Here is a 21,073-nt window from a genome sequence, read left to right as displayed (position 1 = left end):
GGAACTGCGCCGCACCCGGCAACGGCGCGTCAGAACCCGTGCCGCATCCCGCCGTCAACAGGCACCATGATTCCGGTCAGGTAGGAAGCCGCGGGGGACAGGAGAAACGCCGCAGTCCGCCCGAACTCCTCGGGCCTCCCGTACCGCCGCAGCGGAATCCGCGCCTCGTTCTCCGCCCGGGTGGCCTCGGGATCGGCGGACAGCCCGTCCAGCTCGCGCACGCGGTCGGTGTCGATGCGCGCCGGCAGCAGCCCGACCACGCGAATCCCGCGAGGACCGAGCTCGTCCGCGAGGGACTTGGCGAACCCGGCGAGGCCGGGCCGCAGCCCGTTGGAGATGGTCAGCCCCGGGATCGGCTCGTGCACCGAGCCGGACAGCACGAACCCGATGACACCCCCGGCCTCCAGCTCGGCCGCCGCCGCGCGAGCGACCCGCACCGCGCCCAGGAACACCGACTCGAACGCCGCCTGCCACTGCTCGTCCGTGTTGTCGGCGACGAACCCCGGCGGGGGCCCGCCCACGCTGACGAGCACGCCGTCGAAGCCGCCGAACCGCTCGCGCGCGACCGCGATCAGACGGGCCGCGGCCTCGGGGTCGGCGTTGTCCACGGCGACACCCACCGCGTTCGGCCCCAGCTCGGCCGCCGCGTCGGCGACCCGCTTGTCGTCCCGTCCGGTGACGACCACCTTCGCCCCGTCGCCGACCAGTTCGCGCGCGACGGCGTTGCCCAGCCCGCGCGTGGCTCCGGTGACGACGTACACCCGGTCCTTCAGTCCAAGATCCATGGCCCTATCCTGCCCCCTCGTCCCGGAACAGGGCGAGGGCGGTGGTCACCAGGGCGATGTGGCTGAACGCCTGCGGGAAGTTGCCGAGCTGGTGCCCGGTCTCCGGGTCGTACTCCTCCGCCAGCAGGCCCACGTCGTTGGTGAGGTCCACCAGCCGGTCGAACAGCTCGCGGGCCTCCTTCCGGCGGCCCGTCAGATGCAGGGCCTGCGCCAGCCAGAACGAGCAGGCCAGGAAGGTGCCCTCGGTGCCCGGCAGACCGTCGACGGCGGTGTCGTCGGTGCTGTAGCGGTGCAGGAACCCGCCACGGCCGAGCTCCGCGCGGACCGCGTCGACCGTGCCGACCACACGCGGGTCGTCGGGCGGCAGGAAGCCGACGGAGGGGATGAGCAGCAGGGCCGCGTCCAGTTCGCGTGAGCCGTAGTACTGCGTGAACGTGTTGCGTGCGGGGTCGTAGCCCTTCTCGCACACCTCGCGGTGGACCTGCTCGCGCATCTCGCGCCAGGCGTCCACGTCGCCGTGCAGCTCCGGATACCGCTCCACCGCGCGCACCGCGCGGTCGGCGGCCACCCACACCATCACCTTGGAGTGCACGAAGTGCCGGCGGCCACCGCGCACCTCCCACAGCCCCTCGTCGGGCTGCCGCCAGTTCGCGCGCAGCCATTCGAGGAGCGCCACCTGGATCGACCAGATGTGCGGCTGGGTCGGCAGGCCCGCCTTCCGGGCGAGGGAGAGGGAGTCCATGACCTCGCCGTACACATCGAGCTGGAGCTGCTGCACGGCGTCGTTGCCGATCCGTACGGGGGAGGAGCCGCCGAAGCCGGCCAGCCACGGCACGTCCACCTCGGGCAGCCGGCGTTCGCCCGCGACGCCGTACATGATCTGCAGGTCGGCCGGGTCGCCCGCGACCGCGCGCAGCAGCCAGTCGCGCCAGGCCTCGGCCTCCTCGTGGTAGCCGGCGGCGAGCAGCGCGCCGAGGGTGAGGGTGGAGTCGCGCAGCCAGCAGTAGCGGTAGTCCCAGTTGCGGACGCCGCCCAGCTCCTCCGGCAGGGAGGTGGTGGGGGCGGCGACGACCCCGCCGGTGGGCTGGTAGGTGAGGGCCTTGAGGGTGATGAGGGAGCGCAGGACCGTGTCCCGGTGCGGGCCGTCGTAGCGGCAGCGGTCGGACCAGGCCCGCCAGTCGGTGAGCGACGACTCCAGCGACTCGTACGGGTCGACCAGCGCCGGGCGCGGCTCGTGCGAGGGGTGCCAGGTCAGGACGAAGGCGACCTTCTCGCCCTCGCCGACGGTGAACTCGGCATAGGTGGCGAAGTCCTCGCCCCAGGTGTGCACCGCGGGTTCGCTGCGCAGCCAGACCGAGTCGGGTCCGGCGACGGCGACCCGGTGGCCGCCGCTGTTGCGCACCCACGGCACGATCGAGCCGTAGTCGAAGCGGATACGCAGGGTGCTGCGCACGGTGACCCGGCCGCGCAGGCCCTCGACGATCCGGACGAGGTCGGGGGCGTGGTCGCGCTGCGGCATCAGGTCGGTGACCCGCACCGCGCCCTCGTCGCTCTCCCAGTCGGTGTCCAGCACGAGGGTGCCGGGCCGGTAGGCGCGGTGGGTGCAGGTGCGGGCGCCCTTGGGGGCGATCCGCCAGTGGCCGTTGTTCTCGTCACCGAGGAGCCGCGCGAAGCAGGCCCCCGAGTCGAAGCGGGGCAGGCACAGCCAGTCGACGGAGCCGTCCCGGCCGACCAGCGCGGCGGTCTGCTCGTCGCCGATCAGGGCGTAGTCCTCGATGCGGTGATGCACGGAGTGCGGGTTCCCGGCGGACCGGGCCGACAATCCGCCTGGGGGCCGCCCGAGTGACAGTTCCTGTCGGGCGGCTGCGGTGGATGTGCCAGAGGCGCGAGCAACCACACCCGGCCGGCGGTCGCAGAACAACGGATTTCCCACGGCGAGTCGGCGAAGCCTCCAGCGCCGTCCGAGCTCACACCGAGGCCGGCTCCGCGGCAACGCCCTCCTCGGTCGCCGCCTCCTCGCGGTCGCGCAGTTCGCGGCGGACCAGGACGACCCAGCCGATGGGGACACCCGCGCAGAAGAGCCACCACTGGATGGCGTAGGCGAGGTGCGGGCCGATGTCGTCGTGGTCGGGGGCGGGGATCGGCTCGGGGGAGCCGGTGCGCGGCTCGGGGGCGGTCAGGTCGATGTAGCCGCCGAGGACCGGGGCGCCGAGCCTGCGCTCGGCCTGCTCGCTGCTGATGAGCATGACCTGGCGGTCCGGCAGGCCCTTGACGTCCTTGATGCCGCTGTCCGCGGACGTCTCGTCGGGCATCAGCCGCCCGGTGACGGTGATCTCGCCCTTCGGCGGCGCCGGGATCTTCGGGAACTCCGTCTGCGCGCCGTCCGCGGGGATCCAGCCCCGGTTCACCAGCAGGACCTTGCCGTCGTCGAGGACGAAGGGCGTCAGGACGTGGAAGCCGACCTTGTCGTCGGCGTTGGTACGGCGGCGTACGACGACCTCGCGCGCGGTGTCGAAGCGGCCCGTGGCCGTCACCCGGCGGTAGCGGTCCTCGCCCTCGACCTCCGCCCCGGGGGAGGTCAGCTCCTGCGCCGGCACCGGCTTCGCGGCGAGCGAGTCGGCGATGACCTGGTTCAGCGCGACCCGGTGCTCATGGCGGTGCAGCTGCCAGAAGCCCAGCTCGATCATCGTCGGGACGAGCGCGACGGCGACGAGGGTGAGAATCACCCACTGCCGGGACAAGAGGAAGCGGAACACCCCACGACCGTACATCGCGGGTCGCGGGGTGTTTCCGGAGGGGGGTCCTCAGGGTCCTCATGAGGTCGGGACCGTCAGACCTTGTCGACGATGCCCGCCCTTCCCTCCGCGCGGGCACAGTGCGCACCGCAGTACCAGTGGCCCTCGACCTCGACGCCCTGGCCGATGATCTGCACCCGGCAGTGCTCGCAGATCGGGGCCATGCGATGGATCGCACAGGAGAAGCAGTCGAAGACATGCACCGCGCCCTGCGCGTGCACCTCGAAGGTCATTCCGTAGTGATTGCCGCATACTTCGCATGTCGCCATGCGCCACAGGGTGAGCCGTCACCGCGGCGCGGGCGAGCGGGCGGCGGGCGAGTCGCCCGGCAATCACCCGTCCGTACGGGTCACGTTCTGTGACCTTTTCGTACGGTTCACCCCTCCGCGGCCGGCTCCACATCCCGCAACAGCTGCCCGAAGGCCGCCTCGTCCACCACCGGCGTGCCGAACTGCCGGGCCTTGGCCACCTTGGACGTGCCGGAGTCGGGGTCGTTGGTGACGAGCAGGCTGGTGAGCCGGGACACGCTGGTCGCCACATGCAGCCCCGCCTCGACGGCGCGGTCCTCCAGCAGCTCGCGTTCGATCGACGTGTCGCCCGAGAAGGCGACCCGCATGCCCTGCTTGAGCCTTTTGCCCTCTTCGTACCGGCCGGGGTTGGGGTACGGGCACGCAGGCCGCTTGCGCGAGGGACGCCAACCGCTCGACCGATAGCCGCCGTAGCCGCCCGCCTGCTGCCCGATGCGCGGCGCGGGCCGGTCCGCCCACTCCGTCAGTGGCCGGCACTCCTGCAACGGCAGCCGCACACTGCCCTCCGCCGCGGCCCGCAGGCTCGGCCGGAACGCCTCGGCCAGCACACGCGCGTCGTCGAGCGCGTGGTGCGCGCGCTGCTGCACGACACCGAAGTGCGCGGCCAGCGACTCCAGCTTGTGGTTGGGCAGCGGCAGGCCCAGCTCCTTGGACAGCGCGATGGTGCACAGACGTTGACGCACCGGCGGCTCACGCCTCGCGCGCGCGTACTCACGGGCGATCATCTGCCAGTCGAAGACGGCGTTGTGCGCGACGAGCACCCGGTCCGCCAGCCGCGCGGTGAACTCCTCGGCGATGTCCGCGAACAGGGGCGCCCCTTCGAGCGTCTCGCTCGTCAGACCGTGGATCCACACCGGGCCCGGATCGCGCTCGGGGTTGACCAGCGTGTACCAGTGGTCCTCGACCTCACCGCGCGCGTCCAGCCGGTACACGGCCGCGGAGATGATCCGGTCGTCGCGGGCCAGGCCGGTGGTCTCCACGTCAACGACCGCGTATCCCTGGGGATACACGGCCGGCCACGCTGTGGGGGAGGACGCTTCGGTCGTCCGGTCTTCGAGCATGGTCACTGAGGATACGGGCCGGGACTGACAGCGCCCGCTCCCAGGTGGCCTGTCACCGCCGCCTGTTCGAACCGCGCGGGTCGGTGCCCGCCCGCCGGCGGACCGGGTGCCATCCTCCCGGTGTGACGCAACCAACGCACGACGAGGCCCACGGCGGCGCGCTGGGGGAGCGGCTCAACTGGCTGCGCGCGGCGGTCCTCGGCGCCAACGACGGCATCGTCTCCACGGCCGGCCTCGTCGTCGGTGTGGCCGGCGCCACCGGCAGCCGCGCCGCGCTGCTCACCGCGGGCCTGTCCGGACTGCTCGCCGGCTCGATGTCGATGGCCGCGGGCGAGTACGTGTCGGTGTCCACCCAGCGCGACTCCGAGAAGGCCGCCCTCGCCCTGGAGCGACGGGAGCTGCGCGAACGCCCCGACGCCGAGCTGGCGGAGCTGACCGGACTCCTCGAGGAACGCGGCCTGTCCCGCGAGGTGGCGCGCGAGGCCGCCGTGCAGCTGACCGAGCGGGACGCCCTTCGCGCGCACGCGCGTGTGGAGCTCGGTATCGACCCGGACGAGCTGACCAACCCCTGGCACGCGGCCTGGGCCAGCTTCCTCGCCTTCACCGCGGGCGCGCTGCTGCCGCTGCTCGCCATCGTCCTGCCGCCCGCCGACTGGCGGCTGCCCGTGACGGTCCTGTCGGTCCTCGCCGCGCTGTGCGGCACCGGCTGGAGCAGCGCCCGCCTCGGCGCGGCCGCGCCCGGCCGGGCGATGCTGCGCAACGTCGCCGGCGGGGCCCTGGCCATGGCGGTGACGTACGCGGCGGGGGCACTGCTGGACGCGGCGGGCGTCTAGCCATGCCCGCGGGCGGCGTACCGTGAAGGGCGCTCTCCTACCCCGCGAGCGCATCAGCAGCCGAGCAGAAAGACCTCTCCCATGCGCGCCACCACCATCCACGCCCCGTTCGACATGCGCGTGGAGGACGTGCCCGAGCCGGTGGTGCAGCAGCCCACCGACGCCGTCCTGCGGGTGCTGCGCGCCTGCATCTGCGGCAGCGACCTGTGGGCGTACCGCGGTGAGGCCGCCCGGCAGCCGGGCCAGCGCATCGGGCACGAGTTCCTCGGCGTCGTCGAGGAGACCGGCTCGGAGGTGACCGGCGTGCGCCGCGGCGATCTGGTCGTCGCTCCCTTCATGTGGTCCGACGGCACCTGCGACTACTGCCGCGAGGGCCTGACGACGTCCTGTGTGCACGGCGGTTTCTGGGGCTCGGTCGGCTACGACGGCGGCCAGGGCGAGGCCGTGCGCGTCCCGCACGCCGACGGCACCCTGGTGCGGCTGCCCAAGGAGGCGGCCTCCGACGACCATCTGCTGTCCGCGCTGCTGACGCTGTCCGACGTGATGGGCACCGGCCACCACGCGGCCCTCGGAGCGGGCGCCCGGCCCGGCGCGACCGTGGCCGTCGTCGGGGACGGCGCGGTCGGCCTGTGCGCGGTGCTCGCGGCCAAGCGGCTCGGCGCCGAGCGGATCATCGCGCTCGGCCGGCACCAGGTGCGCACCGACATCGCGCGCCGCTTCGGCGCCACCGATGTCGTCGCCGAGCGCGGCGAGGACGCCGAGGAGGCCGTGCGGGAACTCACCCGCGGCCAGGGCGCGCACGCCGTCGTCGAGGCGGTCGGCACCGAGCAGTCGATGCGTACCGCCGTGAACATCGCCCGCGACGGCGGCGCCATCGGCTTCGTCGGCGTGCCGCACGGCAGCGGCACCGGCCTGGACCTGAGCGTCATGTTCGACCGGAACGTCGCCCTGCGCGGCGGCGTCGCCCCCGTGCGCACCTACATCCCCGAGCTGCTGCCCGACATCCTGGACGGCACCATCGACCCCTCGCCCGTCTTCGACATGACGGTGGGTCTGGACGGCGTCCCCGACGGCTACAAGGCGATGGACGAGCGCACCGCCCTGAAGGTCCTCGTCACCAACTGACGCGCACCGGCGGAGGGCCCCGTCACCCGCCGACCCTCACCGGCCGGAGGTCCCGTCACGCGCCGACCCTCACCGGCCGAAGGCCCCGTCACGCGCCGACCCTCACCGGCCGAAGGCCCCGTCACCCGCCGACCCTCACCACCGGATCGGCACCGGCAGCGCCGTCAGCAGCCCCGACGCCGCGACCACCACCCCCAGCAGGGCGACCTCCCCGCGCGCGGGGACACAGGCGGTCAGCGCGTCGGCGGCGCGGCGCAGCCGGACCCGCGCCCACAGCGCCAGCGCCGCGACGGCGGCCACGAGCAGCACCTTCGCCAGGAGGGTCAGCGGCCACACCTGGCTGCCCGGCCGCCGCGACAGCGCGCACAGCCACGCCACCGCGAACGCATTCACCTCCAGCAGCGCCAGCTTGCCGTCCCGCGACGCGTACAGCCCGCCCACGTCGATCTGTGCCCACCCGCTCGGCACCAGGTTCCCGGTCGCCACGACGGAGGCCGGCCCCAGCGCGGCCACGAACCCGGCACCCGCCGCGAACGCCGCCCGACTGCACGGCCGTTCCGCCGAAGCGCCCGTCACCCCGCGCGCGAGCCGGTTCACGAACAGCTCGCCCAAGGGCACGCACAGCGCGGCGAACAGCACCGTCCGCAGCAGCCCGACGCCGCCCACGCCGGGCGCGGCGGCCTCCCCGGTGCCGTGCAGCGCGGCCGACGGGCCCAGCAGAGGCACCAGCGCGCCCAGGGCCACCAGCACGAGGACGGCGACCGCCCGCCCGGTCCCGGCAGGCCGCGCCGGGCCGCTCGCATCGGCCGTCTCCCGACGGAACGTCACTCCTCCGACGCTCCCTCCCACCGTGCCTCGTCCGCACCCCACACCCCCGGCGGCCTGGCCCAGTCGGCGGGCCCGCCGTCGAAGCCGACCGGGGAGCGGGCGTACCGCAGCCGCCCGATCGGGCTGTCGGCCTGCGCGAGCCACGCCTCGGGCCCGTCGTACGCCTCCCCGGCCTCCTCCGCCGCCGCCCTGCCCGCCAGCAGCCAGGCTGCCGTGCGTGCCAGCGACAGCCGCACCAGGCGGCCCTGACCGTCGTACGACCGCTCGGTGAGCGCGCGCAGGACGGCAGCCGCCAGCAGATAGCCCGTGCCGTGGTCCAGCGCCTGCGCGGGCAGCGCGCCGGGCTGCTCGGGCGAGCCCTCGACGGCCGCGATGCCGGTGGCCGCCTGCACCAGGCTGTCGAAGCCGCGCCGCCCGCCCCACGGGCCGTCCGTCCCCCAGGCCGACAGCTGTACGACGATCAGGCCGGGCCGGCGTGCCGCGAGGGCGGCGGGGGAGAGGCCGAGGCGGTCGAGCGCGCCGGGCCGGTAGCCGGTGACGACCACGTCCGCGGCGCCGAGCAGCTCCGCGAAACGGTCGCTCGTCGCGTCCAGGGTCGTCGAGCGCTTGCCGAAGCCCGTGTCGGCGTGCTGGTCGGGCAGTTCGGGCAGACCCGGCGGGTCGACGCGCAGCACGTCCGCGCCGAGCAGGGCGAGCGTGCGGGTGGCGACGGGGCCGGCGATGACCCGGGTCAGGTCCAGCACGCGCACCCCGGCAGCCGGCAGCAGGGGCGTGCCGGCCGGCGACGGCAGCACACGCGCGTGGGCCGCTCCCAGCCGCTCCGTCTCCACCAGGGGGCCGGGGACGGGGAGCCACTCCTCGGGTGTGCGCACCGCGACGGCCAGGCCACCGGCCGCGTACACGGCCTCCTCGATCTCGCGCGCGGGCCGCTCGGCCAACGCCGCCGCCACGCGCGCGTGGTCGTCACCGACGCCGAGCGCCGACAGCAACCGCGCCGTGTGGTGCGGATAGTTGGCGTGCGTGCGCACCCAGCCGTCGGAGGTGCGCCAGAACCGCGACAGCGGCGCGAACGTCATCGGCGCCCGCCCGTCGACCAGCAGTTGCCGCTCACTGGTGAACGCCGTCGCCACCGCCCCGTCGTCCACCGTCACCCGCGGCACCTCGGCGAGCCCCGCCCGCCGGGCGCCCAGCTCGGCCGCGGCCAGCGCACACGCGCCGACGCAGGCGCGCGCCAACGGCCGTACCGGAAGGCGGGCTTGCAGAACTCCGGGCCGTACGACGGCCGCCACGCGCGCGAGGAGGGCGGGATCGCCGCCGAGTGCGGACCAGGCGGATGCGATGTCTGTCATGACGGCACTATGCGGCAAAGGGCCGGGCGGCGAACCGCCCGGCCCCCCCAGGGACGGATGTCCCTTGCTCCGTCGGCTACTTCGTCACCGCGTCCAGCGCGTTGACGATGCCGAAGCCGTAGAAGCCGTTGTACTGCGGCCCGCCCACGCAGGTCGCGTCCTGCGTGCCGTCACCGTTCTGGTCGTAGGACTCGGGGCAGGCCGTCGGGTCCGCCTGCGCCTTGAGCATCGCCTGCAGCGCGGCCGGGGTCGCCCACGGGTGCTTGGACTTCAGCAGCGCGGCGACGGCCGACGCGTGCGGCGCGGCCATCGAGGTGCCCTGGAGGAAGCCGTAGCCGCCGTTGGGCATGGTGGACAGGATGCGGCCGTCCTTCGACGGGGTGTCCGGCAGCTGGTAGCGGCGGTCACCGCCCGGCGCGGCCACGTCCACGACACCCTTGCCGTACGACGAGTAGTACGACTTGAGGCTCTTCACGCCGGTCGCGCTGACCGTGACGACGCCCGGCAGCTGGGTCGGCACGTCGTAGCACTCGTGCGGGTCGATGGTGCGGTCGACCGCGGTGGAGTCGTCCGGGCTGGAGTCGTCCAGGATCGCGTCCGAGTCCAGGTCGTGGTTGGAGTTGCCGGCCGAGGCCAGCGACAGGGTGCCCTTCTTCTGGGCGTACAGCTGGGCCCGGTTGACCGCGTCGACGATCGCCTTCTGGTCGGGGTCGTCCATGCAGTTGTACAGCCACGGGTCGACGTAGTAGCTGTTGTTCGTGATCTCCACGCCGTGGTCGGCGGCGAACACGAACGCGCAGACCACGCTCTCCGGGTAGAACAGACCGTTGGTGCGGTCGGTGACGTTGATGGCCGACACCTTCACGCCCGGCGCGACACCGGCCACACCGACGCCGTTGCGGGCGGCGGCGATCTCACCGGCGACATGGGTGCCGTGGTAGTCCTGCGGCGTGTACGGGCGCCAGGAGCCCTCGCTGGTGTCGGGGACACCGCCGTCGCAGTTGGCCGACTGCGACCTGGAGAAGTTCGGGGCGATGTCGGGGTGCGTGTCGTCGACTCCGGTGTCGATGACGGCGACGGTCACCTTCGAGCTGCCCGGGTTGATCGTCGCGGCCTTGTCGGCGCCGATCGCGCGCAGGTCCCACTGGTCGGCCTCGAGCGGCTCGCTGCCCGGGGTCGCCGCGGCCTCGACCTTCGCGGCCTCGGCGGCCGTCAGGTAGTCGACGGCCCCCTCTTCGGTGGTGCTCGCGGGCGTCAGCGGCGCCGTACGCGTGGCGCCGGCCGACTGCACGCCGGGCGCCGTGCGTATCTGCTTGCCGAAGTCCGGGTTCGCCGAGTGGACGACGATCACGCCGATCTTCTCGTACGCGATCACGACGGAGCCGCCGGCCGCGGCGATCGCCTTCTTCACCGACTCGATCGTGCGGTGGTCCGTCCTGGTGTTGACGACGTAGGACAGCGTCGAGGCGTCCTGCGCCTGCACACCGGACTCCGCGACCGGAGCCGCGGAGGCGACGGACGGCAGGAAGCCGAGCGAGGCGGTCAGCGACAGCACGACGGGCACGGCGAGAGCGAGACGGCGTCTGGAAGGCAGATGAGCCATGGGGTCTCCACATCATCCTGAAACGGAACCGGCCCGAGGCATCAGTGGGCACTCGGGCAGGTACATGACGGGGTTGGTGCAGGCCCGAAGCTATCCCCCGAACTCGCTGGCCAGCAATGTTCCAGGACCCCTGACTTGAGGCTCCGAGGGTTTTCCCTCGGCCGCGCGCGCAAGTCGCGGAAATCCGGTTGAACCGCGTCGTGCGCGGCGCCGTGACGTTGAGCAGGGCGCACGAGCACGATCGAGCCCCTGTCGGATCGCCGCCGGAGGCAGTACAGTCACCGGCCGGTCATGTGATCCACGTCACTATGAGGTCAAAGCCGTATGCCCGCCGCACCGCGAGGAGACTCCGTGGCCACCGAGACACCGCCCCCCTCGAGCAGCACACGACGGCTGCCCTCCGCCGAGGAGTTCACCGCCGTGCAGGAGAGCGCGGAGTTCGGTGAACTGCGCCGCGCCCACCGCTCGTTCGCCTTCCCGCTCACCATCGCCTTCATCGCCTGGTACCTGCTGTACGTCCTGCTGTCGAACTACGCCGGCGATTTCATGGGCACCAAGCTGTTCGGCAACATCAACGTCGCCCTCGCGCTGGGCCTCGCCCAGTTCCTCACCACGTTCCTCATCGCCTGGTGGTACGCGCGCCACGCCGCCGCGAAGCTCGACCCCAAGGCCGAGGCGATCAAGTCCCGGATGGAGGGCGGCGCATGAGCCCCGCGATCACCCAGATGCAGCTCGCCGCCAACGAGGCCAGCGAGCACCGGCCGCTCATCATCACCCTGTTCGGCCTGTTCGTCGTGGCCACCCTCGTCATCACCGTATGGGCGGGCCGGCAGACCAAGGACGCCGCCGACTTCTACGCGGGCGGCCGCAGCTTCAGCGCCTTCCAGAACGGCCTCGCCGTCTCCGGCGACTACATGTCCGCCGCGTCCTTCCTCGGCATCGCCGGCGCCATCGCCCTCTTCGGCTACGACGGCTTCCTGTACTCCATCGGCTTCCTCGTCGCCTGGCTGGTGGCGCTGCTGCTGGTCGCCGAGCCGCTCAGGAACTCCGGCCGCTACACCATGGGCGACGTCCTGGCGTACCGCATGCGCCAGCGCCCGGTCCGCACCGCGGCCGGCACCTCCACCATCGTCGTGTCGATCTTCTACCTGCTGGCGCAGATGGCCGGCGCCGGCGTCCTGGTCTCCCTGCTGCTCGGCATCACCTCCGACGCGGGCAAGGTCCTCATCGTCGCCCTCGTCGGCGTCCTGATGATCGTCTACGTCTCCATCGGCGGCATGAAGGGCACCACCTGGGTCCAGATGGTCAAGGCCGTGCTGCTCATCGGCGGCACCATCCTGATCACCTTCCTGGTGCTGCTGAAGTTCGACTTCAACGTCTCCGACCTGCTCGGCAAGGCCGCCGAGAACAGCGGCAAGGGCGCCGCCTTCCTGGAGCCGGGCCTCCAGTACGGCGCCACCGGCACCTCCAAGCTGGACTTCATCTCCCTCGGCATCGCCCTGGTCCTGGGCACCGCCGGCCTGCCGCACATCCTGATCCGCTTCTACACGGTGCCCAACGCCAAGGCCGCCCGTAAGTCCGTGAACTGGGCCATCGGCATCATCGGCGGCTTCTACCTGATGACCATCGCGCTCGGCTTCGGCGCGGCCGCGCTGATCGACCAGCAGGAGATCATCGACTCCAACCCGTCCGGCAACACCGCGGCACCCCTGCTCGCCCTGCATCTGGGCGGCGTCGACTCCGCCTGGGGAGCGATCCTGCTCGCCACCATCTCCGCGGTGGCCTTCGCGACCATCCTCGCCGTGGTCGCGGGTCTGACCCTGGCCTCGTCCTCGTCGTTCGCCCACGACATCTACGCCAACGTCATCAGGAAGGGCAAGGCCACCGAGAAGGAGGAGGTCCGGGCGGCCCGCCTGGCCACCATCGGCATCGGCGCGGTCTCCATCCTGCTGGGCGCCCTCGCCCGCGACCTCAACGTGGCCGGCCTGGTCGCGCTGGCCTTCGCGGTCGCCGCGTCCGCCAACCTGCCGACCATCCTCTACAGCCTTTTCTGGAAGAGGTTCACCACCCAGGGCGCCCTGTGGTCGATCTACGGCGGCCTGATCGTCGCCGTCGGCCTGGTGCTGTTCTCGCCCGTCGTCTCCGGCGACCCGAAGGCGATGTTCCCCGACGTCGACTTCGCCTGGTTCCCGCTGAAGAACCCGGGCATCATCTCCATCCCGTTCGGCTTCCTGATGGGCTGGCTCGGCACCGTCGTCTCCAAGGAGGAGCCCGACGCCGCCAAGTACGCCGAGCTGGAGGTCAGGTCCCTGACCGGCACCGGCGCCCACTGATCGCACGAACCCCTGGCGCGGCCGTGTCGTAGCTCTCTACGACACGGCCGCGTCTTACCTGGTGGATCGGGACGGTGTCGTTGTCGGTGCCGTCACGTAGGCTCGCAGGTGACGGAAAACGTGCGATCCGCAGTCCGGGGAGGGCCCACGTGCTCATCGACACCTACGGCCGGGTGGCCACCGACCTCAGGGTCTCGCTCACCGACCGGTGCAACCTCCGCTGCACCTACTGCATGCCCGAGGAAGGCCTGCAGTGGCTGGCCAAGCCCGACCTGCTCACCGACGACGAGATCGTCCGCCTGATCGACATCGCGGTGCGCACCCTCGGCATCCGCGAGGTCCGCTTCACCGGCGGCGAGCCCCTGCTGCGCCCCGGCCTGGTCGGCATCGTCGAGCGCGTCGCCGCCCTGGAGCCTCGCCCCCAGATGTCGCTGACCACCAACGGCATCGGCCTCAAGCGCACGGCGTCCGCCCTGAAGGCCGCGGGCCTCGACCGGGTCAACGTCTCCCTGGACACCCTGCGCCCGGACGTCTTCAAGACCCTCACCCGCCGCGACCGCCACAAGGACGTCCTGGAGGGCCTGTACGCCGCCCGGGAGGCGGGCCTGACCCCGGTGAAGGTCAACTCGGTGCTGATGCCGGGGCTGAACGAGGACGAGGCCCCCGACCTGCTGGCCTGGGCCGTGGAGCACGACTACGAACTGCGGTTCATCGAGCAGATGCCCCTGGACGCCCAGCACGGCTGGAAGCGCGACGGCATGATCACCGCCGGGGACATCCTGACCTCGCTGCGCACCCGCTTCGAGCTGACGCCCGAGGGCGACGAGAAGCGCGGCTCCGCCCCGGCCGAGCGCTGGGTCGTCGACGGCGGCCCTCATGTCGTCGGAGTCATCGCCTCCGTCACCCGCCCGTTCTGCTCCGCCTGCGACCGCACCCGCCTCACCGCCGACGGCCAGATACGCACCTGCCTCTTCGCCACCGAGGAGACCGACCTGCGCGCCGCCCTGCGCTCCGGCGCCCCCGACGAGGAGGTCGCCCGCATCTGGCGGCTGGCGATGTGGGGCAAGAAGGCGGGGGCGGGCCTGGACGACCCGACCTTCGTCCAGCCGGACCGGCCGATGTCGGCGATCGGCGGCTAGGGCCTGTCGTTTGGATCAGGTCGGCTGAAAGGGACTGCGCTTCTTGGCCGGGTCGAGCGGGGTCTGGTGCGTGCAGCTGCAAGGCGGAGGAGGGCGTCGACGCGATGGGGGTCCCCCCGCGCGAGCTCGATTCGAGCGTGGGGGAGTCGGCAACCGACGACAACGCCGCAGATGTGCGTGCCAGGCCCCGCGACGCCGGCATGATCCAAACGACAGGCCCTAGGGCCTTCGCAGGGCCGGGCCCTAGGCCCCTTCGGGTGCCTGCCAGTCCTCGAACTTCACGACGTCCTTGAGGAACCCGCGCACGCCCAGGAACTGGGACAGGTGCTCCCGGTGCTCCTCACACGCCAGCCACGTCTTGCGCCGCTCCGGCGTATGGATCTTCGGGTTGTTCCACGCCAGCACCCACACGGCGTCGGCACGGCAGCCCTTGGCGGAACAGATCGGGGTCTCGTCACTCACGCTTCGTCTCACAGCCGCACACAAAAGGCGACGCCGAGCAGCCACGGGGGGAGCTGCCCGGCGTCGGTCTGTCGCTCCGACGGGGGATGCGGAGCGCGTACGAAGTATGTCACGGGTAACCGGTTGCCGGGCACCGGAAGCACATGATTGATCTGAGCTTTTCCTGAGCTTGCGCGCGGGCGATGACAGGGCTTTCGCGCTCACCTCCGCACCGGCACACTCAGGGCTGCTCGGTCGGCTCGTGTTCCTCGTCCCGCGGCGGCGCGATCATCGGCTTGGCCGGCATCTCCACGAACGTCGACGGCAGACCAGGCGCGTTCTCCCGGCCCGCGTTCGCGATCACCACCGCGATGTACGGCAGGATCAGCCCCAGGACCAGCGCCACCATCGCCACGTGCCGTTCCACGTTCCACAGCACCGCGGCCAGGACCACCGACACCGTCCGCACGCTCATCGAGATCACGTACCGGCGCTGCCGGCCGCGGACATCGTCATGGAGCCCCTGCCGGGCTCCGGTGATCCGGTAGACCTGGGCGCCGCCACCGCCTGAATGCCGCATCCGCATGACGTCCACGGTACGCCGCGCCTGCGTCGCGTACGAGACCGGGTTCCCCTTCTGCCTGCGCGAACGCCGTCGCCCCTCCCACGTACGGCCGACGCCGACATGCGGCGTACGAGGACCGAGCCCAGACTGAGGGCAATGCTTGCGTGGAGCCGAACAGGGAGGCAGCCATGGGCTGGTTGTGGGCGATCATCGTCGGGTTCGTGCTGGGTCTGATCGCCAAGGCGATCATCCCCGGAAAGCAGCACAGCCCCCTGTGGCTGACCACCATCTTCGGCATGCTCGGCGCGATCGCCGGCAACGCGATGGCCCGGGGATTCGGGGTCGAGGAGACATCCGGCATCGACTGGAGCCGGCATATCTTCCAGCTCATCGCCGCGGTGATCATCGTGGCGGTGGGGGACATGCTGTACATGGCGACGCTGGGCAAGAGGAAGCACCAGCGCGCCTGAGCGCCGTCGGGGCGCGGGCCTTTGTGCGGCTGACCGTTCGTCGTGGCTGGTCGCGCCGTCCCCCGCGCCCCTTTGGGGCGCTGTTCTCAGGCCCCGGTCACTTCCACGGCAGCCAGGTTCTTCTTGCCGCGCCGCAGCACGAGCCACCGCCCGTGCAGCAGGTCCTCCTTCGCCGGGACCGCGTCCTCGGACGTGACCTTGACGTTGTTCACGTAGGCCCCGCCCTCCTTCACGGTCCGCCGACCGGCGGACTTGCTCGGGACCAGGCCGACCTCGGCGAACAGGTCGACCACCGGCGCGAGCTCGGCGACCCGGGCGTGCGGCACCTCGGACAGCGCGGCGGCGAGGGTCTTCTCGTCGAGTTCGCCCAGCTCACCCTGACCGAACAGCGCCTTGGACGCGGCGATGACGGCGGCGGTCTGCTCCGCGCCGTGCACCATCGTCGTCAGTTCCTCGGCGAGGGCCCGCTGCGCCGCCCGCGCCTGCGGCCGCTCCTGCGTCTGCTTCTCCAGCTCCTCCAGCTCCTCACGGGACTTGAAGGACAGGATCCGCATGTACGTCGAGATGTCCCGGTCGTCCACGTTCAGCCAGAACTGGTAGAACGCGTACGGCGTCGTCATCTCCGGGTCGAGCCAGACGGCGCCGCCCTCGGTCTTGCCGAACTTGGTGCCGTCCGCCTTGGTCATCAGCGGCGTGGCCAGCGCGTGCGCCTCGGCGTGCGGCTCCAGCTTGTGGATGAGGTCCAGACCCGCGGTCAGGTTGCCCCACTGGTCGCTGCCGCCCTGCTGGAGCGTGCAGCCGTAGCGCCGGTAGAGCTGGAGGAAGTCCATGCCCTGCAGGATCTGGTAGCTGAACTCGGTGTAGCTGATGCCCTGGTCGGACTCCAGGCGGCGGGCGACGGAGTCCTTCGTCAGCATCTTGTTGACGCGGAAGTGCTTGCCGATGTCCCGAAGGAACTCGATCGCGGACAGGCCCGCGGTCCAGTCGAGGTTGTTGACCATGATCGCGGCGTTCTCGCCCTCGAAGGACAGGAACGGCTCGATCTGGCCGCGCAGCTTGCCGACCCAGCCGGCGACCGTCTCCGGGTCGTTCAGCGTGCGCTCCGCCGTCGGGCGCGGGTCGCCGATCAGCCCGGTCGCGCCGCCGACCAGCGCCAGCGGCCGGTGCCCGGCCTGCTGGAGCCGGCGCACGGTGAGCACCTGGACCAGGTGTCCCACGTGCAGCGACGGCGCGGTCGGGTCGAAGCCGCAATAGAACGTGACGGGACCGTCCGCGAGAGCCTTGCGCAGGGCTTCCTCGTCGGTGGAGAGGGCGAACAGCCCGCGCCACTTCAGCTCGTCGACGATGTCCGTCACGGTTCTCGTGTCTCCTCGGATGGTCAGAGGTGATCCTCGAAGGTGCTCTTCGACGATCTCGCGTGGTCGAGCGACCACGCCTATGAGGTTATACGCCCCGACTGACAGAGCTCATATTGAAATCGGGGACCCGCACCGCGGGCATCGCGGCCCTGGTGAACCAGTCGCTCCACTCCCGCGGCAGCGTGCGCTCGGTGCGCCCCGCCTCGGTGATCCGGCCGAGCAGGCCGACCGGGGACTCGTTGAAGCGGAAGTTGTTCACCTCGCCGGTCACCTCGCCGTTCTCCACGAGGTAGACGCCGTCCCGGGTCAGGCCCGTGAGCAGCAGCGACGCGGGGTCGACCTCGCGGATGTACCACAGGCAGGTCAGCAGCAGCCCGCGCTCGGTGTTCGCGATCATCTCCGACAAGGAGCGGTCCTCGCCGCCCTCCAGGATCAGGTTGTCCACGCCCGGCGCCAGCGGCAGCCCGGTCAGGCCCGCGGTGTGCCGGCTGGTGATCAGGTTCTTCAGCTCGCCGTGGTCGATCCACTCGGTGGGCGCGAGCGGCAGCCCGTTGTCGAACACCGACGCGTCACCGCCGGAGGCGTGCGCGAGCACGAACGGCAGCGCCTCCAGGCCGGGCTCGTTCGGGTCGCTGCGCAGGGTCAGCGGCAGGTCGGTGAGCTTCTCGCCGATCCTGGTGCCGCCGCCCGGCTTGGAGAACACCGTCCGGCCCTCGGCGGCGTCCCGGCCCGACGCCGACCACATCTGGTAGATCAGCAGGTCCGCGACCGCGGTCGGCGGCAGCAGCGTCTCGTACCGCCCGGCCGGCAGCTCGATCCGCCGCTCGGCCCAGCCGAGGCGCACCGCGAGCTCGGCGTCCAGCGCCGCCGGGTCGACGTCCTTGAAGTCCCGCGTGGAGCGGCCCGCCCAGGCCGAGCGGGTGCGGTCGGGCGACTTGGCGTTCAGCTCCAGCGTGCCGTTGGGCTGGTCGTGCCGCAGCCGCACACCCGTGGACGTCCCCACATAGCTGGACGTCAGCTCATGGTTGGCGAAGCCGTACAGCTCGCGGCCTCCGGCACGCGCGCGGGCGAAGGCCTCGCCGAGCGCCGGGGCGAAGTCGGCGAACACCGCGGAGGAGGTCTCCGCGGGCGCGTCCGTGAAGTCGGGCGACGCGGCCACGCCCGTGACCAGCGGCTGCGCGTCCTCGGCGGGCGCGGCCCCGCGCGCGGCGGCCTCGGCGGCCCGCACCAGCGGCTCCAGCTCGTCGGCCGTCACGGCGGACCGCGACACCACGCCCGCGGCCGTGCCCTCCTTGCCGTCCACGGTGGCGATCACCGTGAGCGTGCGCCCGCGCGTGACGCCGTTGGTGGTCAGCGCGTTGCCCGCCCAGCGCAGGTTGGCGGTCGACTGCTCGTCGGCGATGACGACACACCCGTCCGCGCGGGACAGCTCCAGAGCCCGCTCGACGATCTCGTACGGCTTGCTCGCGCGGGCGCTCATCGACCGGCCTCCTGCGTGGTGTTGAGACTGTGCTTGCCCGGGGAACGACCCCCGGACCCCCGGCAGATCCTGATGTCGGCGCTCACTTACCGGCCTCCTGGGTGGTGTTCAGAATGTTGACGCCCCGGAACAGGGCGGACGGGCAGCCGTGGGACACGGCGGCGACCTGGCCGGGCTGGGCCTTGCCGCAGTTGAAGGCGCCGCCCAGGACATAGGTCTGCGGGCCGCCGACCGCCGTCATCGAGCCCCAGAAGTCGGTGGTCGTGGCCTGGTAGGCGACGTCCTTGAGCTGCCCGGTGATCCGGCCGTTCTCGATGCGGAAGAAGCGCTGGCCGGTGAACTGGAAGTTGTAGCGCTGCATGTCGATCGACCAGGACCGGTCGCCGACGACGTAGATGCCCCGGTCGACCCCGCCGATCAGATCCTCCGTCGAAAGGCCCGCCGGGTCCGGCTGGAGCGAGACGTTGGCCATGCGCTGCACCGGCACATGGGCGGGGGAGTCGGCGTAGGCGCAGCCGTTGGAGCGCTCGAAGCCGGTCAGCCGCGCGATCCTGCGGTCCAGCTGGTAGCCGACCAGCGTGCCGTCCTTCACCAGGTCCCAGGACTGGGCCGCGACGCCCTCGTCGTCGTAGCCGATGGTCGCCAGGCCGTGCTCGGCGGTGCGGTCACCGGTGACGTTCATCAGCTCCGAGCCGTAACGCAGCTTGCCGAGCTGGTCGAAGGTGGCGAAGGAGGTCCCGGCATAGGCGGCCTCGTAGCCGAGGGCCCGGTCCAGCTCGGTGGCGTGCCCGATGGACTCGTGGATGGTCAGCCACAGGTTGGACGGGTCGACGACCAGGTCGTACGACCCCGCCTCCACGCTCGGCGCCCGCATCTTCTCGGCGAGCAGCTCCGGGATCCCGGCCAGCTCCGCGTCCCAGTCCCATCCGGTGCCGGTCAGATACTCCCAGCCCCGGCCGACCGGCGGCGCGATGGTGCGCATGGAGTCGAACTCGCCGCTGGACTCGTCCACCGACACCGCGGTCAGCTGCGGGTGCAGCCGCACGCGCTGCTGCGTGGTCACGGTCCCGGCCGTGTCGGCGTAGAACTTGTTCTCGTGCACGGTGAGCAGCGAGGCGTCCACATGGTCGACGCCCTGCGCCGCCAGCAGCCGGGCGCTCCAGTCCGCCAGCAGCCCCGACTTCTCCTCGTCGGGCACGGTGAACGGATCGATCTCGTACGAGGAGACCCACGTCTTCTCGGCGTGCACGGGCTCGTCGGCCAGCTCCACGCGCTCGTCGGAGCCCGCCGCCTTGATCACCTGCGCGGACAGCTTGGCCATCGCCACCGCCTGGCCCGCGACCCGCGCGGCCGCGTCCATGCTCAGGTCGACGCCCGAGGCGAAGCCCCAGGTCCCGCCGTGCACGACCCGCACCGCGTACCCCAGGTCGGTGACGTCCGAGGTCCCGGCCGGCTTGGCGTCCCTGAGCCGCCAGGAGGCGCTGCGCACCCGCTCGAACCGGAAGTCGGCGTGCTCGGCCCCGAGCGCACGCGCGCGTGCCAGCGCGGCGTCGGCGAGGGCGCGTAGAGGCAGGGCCGTGAACGACTCGTCAATGCTATGAGGCACCGGCGTCTCTTTCTGTAGCGATGGATCGGATTTGTAGGGATACGTCGGCGGTACGCCCGTTCGGCGCGGCGGCAGCTCCGATCATGGCCCTCATCCAGCGCGCGGACCACATGTTTCGGGCCGGAGCCGACACGGTTCTGTAGGGATCCGACAGTGCGGCCCCTGTGCCACTGTCGGTGCCCGATTGTCCGCCGCGGCGACGGGCCCGATAGGTTTTCGATGTAGCCGCCTGTCATCCAGGTGTTCGGGCGGGTCAGACAGACCGCTATCGAAAGGGTGATCCGTTGAGCCGCTCGGTTCTCGTCACCGGAGGCAACCGGGGCATCGGCCTCGCCATCGCCCGCGCTTTCGCCGACGCCGGCGACAAGGTTGCGATCACATACCGCTCGGGTGAGCCGCCGGCCGGCTTCCTCGCCGTCAGGTGCGACATCACCGACCCCGAGCAGGTGGAGCAGGCCTACAAGGAGATCGAGGACGCCCACGGCCCCGTCGAGGTCCTCGTCGCCAACGCGGGCGTCACCAAGGACCAGCTCCTGATGCGCATGTCCGAGGAGGACTTCACCTCGGTCATCGACACCAACCTCACCGGCACCTTCCGCGTCGTCAAGCGTGCCAACCGCGGCATGCTGCGCGCCAAGAAGGGCCGCGTCGTGCTGATCTCCTCGGTCGTCGGGCTGCTCGGCTCCGCGGGGCAGGCGAACTACGCCGCCTCCAAGGCCGCCCTGGTCGGCTTCGCGCGCTCCCTCGCCCGTGAGCTGGGCTCGCGCAACATCACTTTCAACGTCGTCGCGCCCGGTTTCGTCGACACCGACATGACCAAGGTGCTCACCGACGAGCAGCGCGCGAACATCGTGTCGCAGGTCCCGCTCGGCCGGTACGCGCAGCCGGAGGAGATCGCCGCGGCGGTGCGGTTCCTCGCCTCCGACGACGCCTCGTACATCACTGGAGCCGTCATCCCTGTTGACGGCGGACTGGGAATGGGTCACTGATCACC

At 71.8% G+C, this 21,073-nt stretch carries 20 protein-coding genes; 7 read left to right on the top strand and 13 right to left on the bottom strand.

What is annotated here, in order from left to right; translation table 11 throughout:
• Positions 1 to 29: 29 nt before the first annotated feature.
• From ACIQ6Y_RS06625 to ACIQ6Y_RS06605, 5 genes are all read right to left on the bottom strand, one after another.
• The gene (locus tag ACIQ6Y_RS06625) at positions 30 to 785 is read right to left on the bottom strand and encodes an SDR family oxidoreductase (RefSeq protein WP_404033828.1); all 756 of its coding nucleotides are present in this window, start codon (positions 783 to 785) and stop codon (positions 30 to 32) included.
• Positions 786 to 789: 4 nt separating this feature from the next.
• Entirely contained in the window at positions 790 to 2,574 is a 1,785-nt protein-coding gene (locus ACIQ6Y_RS06620) for a glycoside hydrolase family 15 protein (protein ID WP_404033826.1), read from the bottom strand.
• A gap of 178 nt (positions 2,575 to 2,752) precedes the next feature.
• On the bottom strand, positions 2,753 to 3,541 hold the full coding sequence (locus ACIQ6Y_RS06615) for an SURF1 family protein (RefSeq protein WP_404033824.1): 789 nt from the start codon (positions 3,539 to 3,541) through the stop codon (positions 2,753 to 2,755).
• A gap of 74 nt (positions 3,542 to 3,615) precedes the next feature.
• Positions 3,616 to 3,849, bottom strand: coding sequence for a hypothetical protein (locus ACIQ6Y_RS06610; RefSeq protein ID WP_404033823.1), 234 nt, complete (start codon positions 3,847 to 3,849; stop codon positions 3,616 to 3,618).
• Positions 3,850 to 3,956: 107 nt separating this feature from the next.
• Positions 3,957 to 4,949 carry a DEDDh family exonuclease gene (locus ACIQ6Y_RS06605; RefSeq protein ID WP_404033821.1) on the bottom strand — a complete coding sequence of 331 codons (993 nt, stop codon included), beginning with the start codon at positions 4,947 to 4,949 and terminating at the stop codon, positions 3,957 to 3,959.
• 122 nt (positions 4,950 to 5,071) lie between these two features.
• Between ACIQ6Y_RS06605 and ACIQ6Y_RS06600 the strand changes: the two genes are divergently transcribed.
• Together ACIQ6Y_RS06600 and ACIQ6Y_RS06595 are read left to right on the top strand one after the other, a co-directional pair.
• Positions 5,072 to 5,782 carry a VIT family protein gene (locus tag ACIQ6Y_RS06600; RefSeq protein ID WP_404033819.1) on the top strand — a complete coding sequence of 237 codons (711 nt, stop codon included), beginning with the start codon at positions 5,072 to 5,074 and terminating at the stop codon, positions 5,780 to 5,782.
• Positions 5,783 to 5,863: 81 nt separating this feature from the next.
• Positions 5,864 to 6,907, top strand: a complete 1,044-nt coding sequence (locus ACIQ6Y_RS06595; protein WP_404033817.1) for a zinc-dependent alcohol dehydrogenase family protein — start codon at positions 5,864 to 5,866, stop codon at positions 6,905 to 6,907.
• Between the two features lie 135 nt (positions 6,908 to 7,042).
• On the opposite strand, the gene ACIQ6Y_RS06590 is transcribed toward ACIQ6Y_RS06595, so the two are convergent.
• The 3 genes from ACIQ6Y_RS06590 to ACIQ6Y_RS06580 all read right to left on the bottom strand — a co-directional run bounded on the left by ACIQ6Y_RS06590 (position 7,043) and on the right by ACIQ6Y_RS06580 (position 10,687).
• Entirely contained in the window at positions 7,043 to 7,735 is a 693-nt protein-coding gene (locus tag ACIQ6Y_RS06590) for a hypothetical protein (protein WP_404033815.1), read from the bottom strand.
• Positions 7,732 to 9,084 (bottom strand): CoA transferase, encoded by a 1,353-nt coding sequence (locus ACIQ6Y_RS06585; protein ID WP_404033813.1) that lies wholly within the window; start codon positions 9,082 to 9,084, stop codon positions 7,732 to 7,734. The genes ACIQ6Y_RS06590 and ACIQ6Y_RS06585 overlap by 4 nt, the downstream gene beginning before the upstream one ends.
• 76 nt (positions 9,085 to 9,160) lie before the next feature.
• Positions 9,161 to 10,687: a S8 family serine peptidase gene (locus tag ACIQ6Y_RS06580; RefSeq protein ID WP_404033811.1), complete on the bottom strand. Its 1,527-nt coding sequence runs from the start codon at positions 10,685 to 10,687 to the stop codon at positions 9,161 to 9,163.
• Between the two features lie 351 nt (positions 10,688 to 11,038).
• Here ACIQ6Y_RS06580 and ACIQ6Y_RS06575 point away from each other — a divergent pair, with 351 nt between their 5' ends.
• From ACIQ6Y_RS06575 to moaA, 3 genes are all read left to right on the top strand, one after another.
• Complete coding sequence (locus ACIQ6Y_RS06575) at positions 11,039 to 11,395, top strand: DUF485 domain-containing protein (RefSeq protein ID WP_404033809.1); 357 nt, start codon at positions 11,039 to 11,041, stop codon at positions 11,393 to 11,395.
• Positions 11,392 to 13,020, top strand: a complete 1,629-nt coding sequence (locus tag ACIQ6Y_RS06570) for a cation acetate symporter (RefSeq protein WP_404033807.1) — start codon at positions 11,392 to 11,394, stop codon at positions 13,018 to 13,020. Before ACIQ6Y_RS06575 ends, ACIQ6Y_RS06570 begins: the two co-directional genes overlap by 4 nt.
• 149 nt (positions 13,021 to 13,169) lie before the next feature.
• A complete protein-coding gene (moaA, locus tag ACIQ6Y_RS06565) occupies positions 13,170 to 14,159 on the top strand; it encodes a GTP 3',8-cyclase MoaA (protein ID WP_404033805.1) in 990 nt (329 codons plus the stop codon).
• 243 nt (positions 14,160 to 14,402) lie between these two features.
• Here the strand turns inward: moaA and ACIQ6Y_RS06560 are convergent, their stop codons facing one another.
• Together ACIQ6Y_RS06560 and ACIQ6Y_RS06555 are read right to left on the bottom strand one after the other, a co-directional pair.
• Entirely contained in the window at positions 14,403 to 14,621 is a 219-nt protein-coding gene (locus ACIQ6Y_RS06560) for a hypothetical protein (protein WP_057618194.1), read from the bottom strand.
• A gap of 220 nt (positions 14,622 to 14,841) precedes the next feature.
• Entirely contained in the window at positions 14,842 to 15,180 is a 339-nt protein-coding gene (locus ACIQ6Y_RS06555) for a DUF3099 domain-containing protein (protein WP_404036305.1), read from the bottom strand.
• A gap of 173 nt (positions 15,181 to 15,353) precedes the next feature.
• On the opposite strand from ACIQ6Y_RS06555, the gene ACIQ6Y_RS06550 reads away from it, so the two are divergent.
• Positions 15,354 to 15,635, top strand: coding sequence for a GlsB/YeaQ/YmgE family stress response membrane protein (locus ACIQ6Y_RS06550; protein WP_404033803.1), 282 nt, complete (start codon positions 15,354 to 15,356; stop codon positions 15,633 to 15,635).
• Positions 15,636 to 15,721: 86 nt separating this feature from the next.
• On the opposite strand, the gene tyrS is transcribed toward ACIQ6Y_RS06550, so the two are convergent.
• The 3 genes from tyrS to ACIQ6Y_RS06535 form a co-directional block, all read right to left on the bottom strand.
• The gene (gene tyrS, locus ACIQ6Y_RS06545) at positions 15,722 to 16,990 is read right to left on the bottom strand and encodes a tyrosine--tRNA ligase (RefSeq protein WP_404033801.1); all 1,269 of its coding nucleotides are present in this window, start codon (positions 16,988 to 16,990) and stop codon (positions 15,722 to 15,724) included.
• Between the two features lie 88 nt (positions 16,991 to 17,078).
• Positions 17,079 to 18,473 carry a metallopeptidase TldD-related protein gene (locus ACIQ6Y_RS06540; RefSeq protein ID WP_404033799.1) on the bottom strand — a complete coding sequence of 465 codons (1,395 nt, stop codon included), beginning with the start codon at positions 18,471 to 18,473 and terminating at the stop codon, positions 17,079 to 17,081.
• A gap of 82 nt (positions 18,474 to 18,555) precedes the next feature.
• Positions 18,556 to 20,079, bottom strand: coding sequence for a TldD/PmbA family protein (locus ACIQ6Y_RS06535; RefSeq protein WP_404033797.1), 1,524 nt, complete (start codon positions 20,077 to 20,079; stop codon positions 18,556 to 18,558).
• 284 nt (positions 20,080 to 20,363) lie between these two features.
• On the opposite strand from ACIQ6Y_RS06535, the gene fabG reads away from it, so the two are divergent.
• Entirely contained in the window at positions 20,364 to 21,068 is a 705-nt protein-coding gene (gene fabG, locus ACIQ6Y_RS06530; RefSeq protein ID WP_404033795.1) for a 3-oxoacyl-[acyl-carrier-protein] reductase, read from the top strand.
• The last annotated feature ends 5 nt before the right edge of the window (positions 21,069 to 21,073 follow it).

It is taken from the genome of Streptomyces sp. NPDC096205 (assembly GCF_044763135.1).
GTDB lineage: Bacteria > Actinomycetota > Actinomycetes > Streptomycetales > Streptomycetaceae > Streptomyces.
This window is presented reverse-complemented; position numbering and strand designations above follow the sequence as displayed.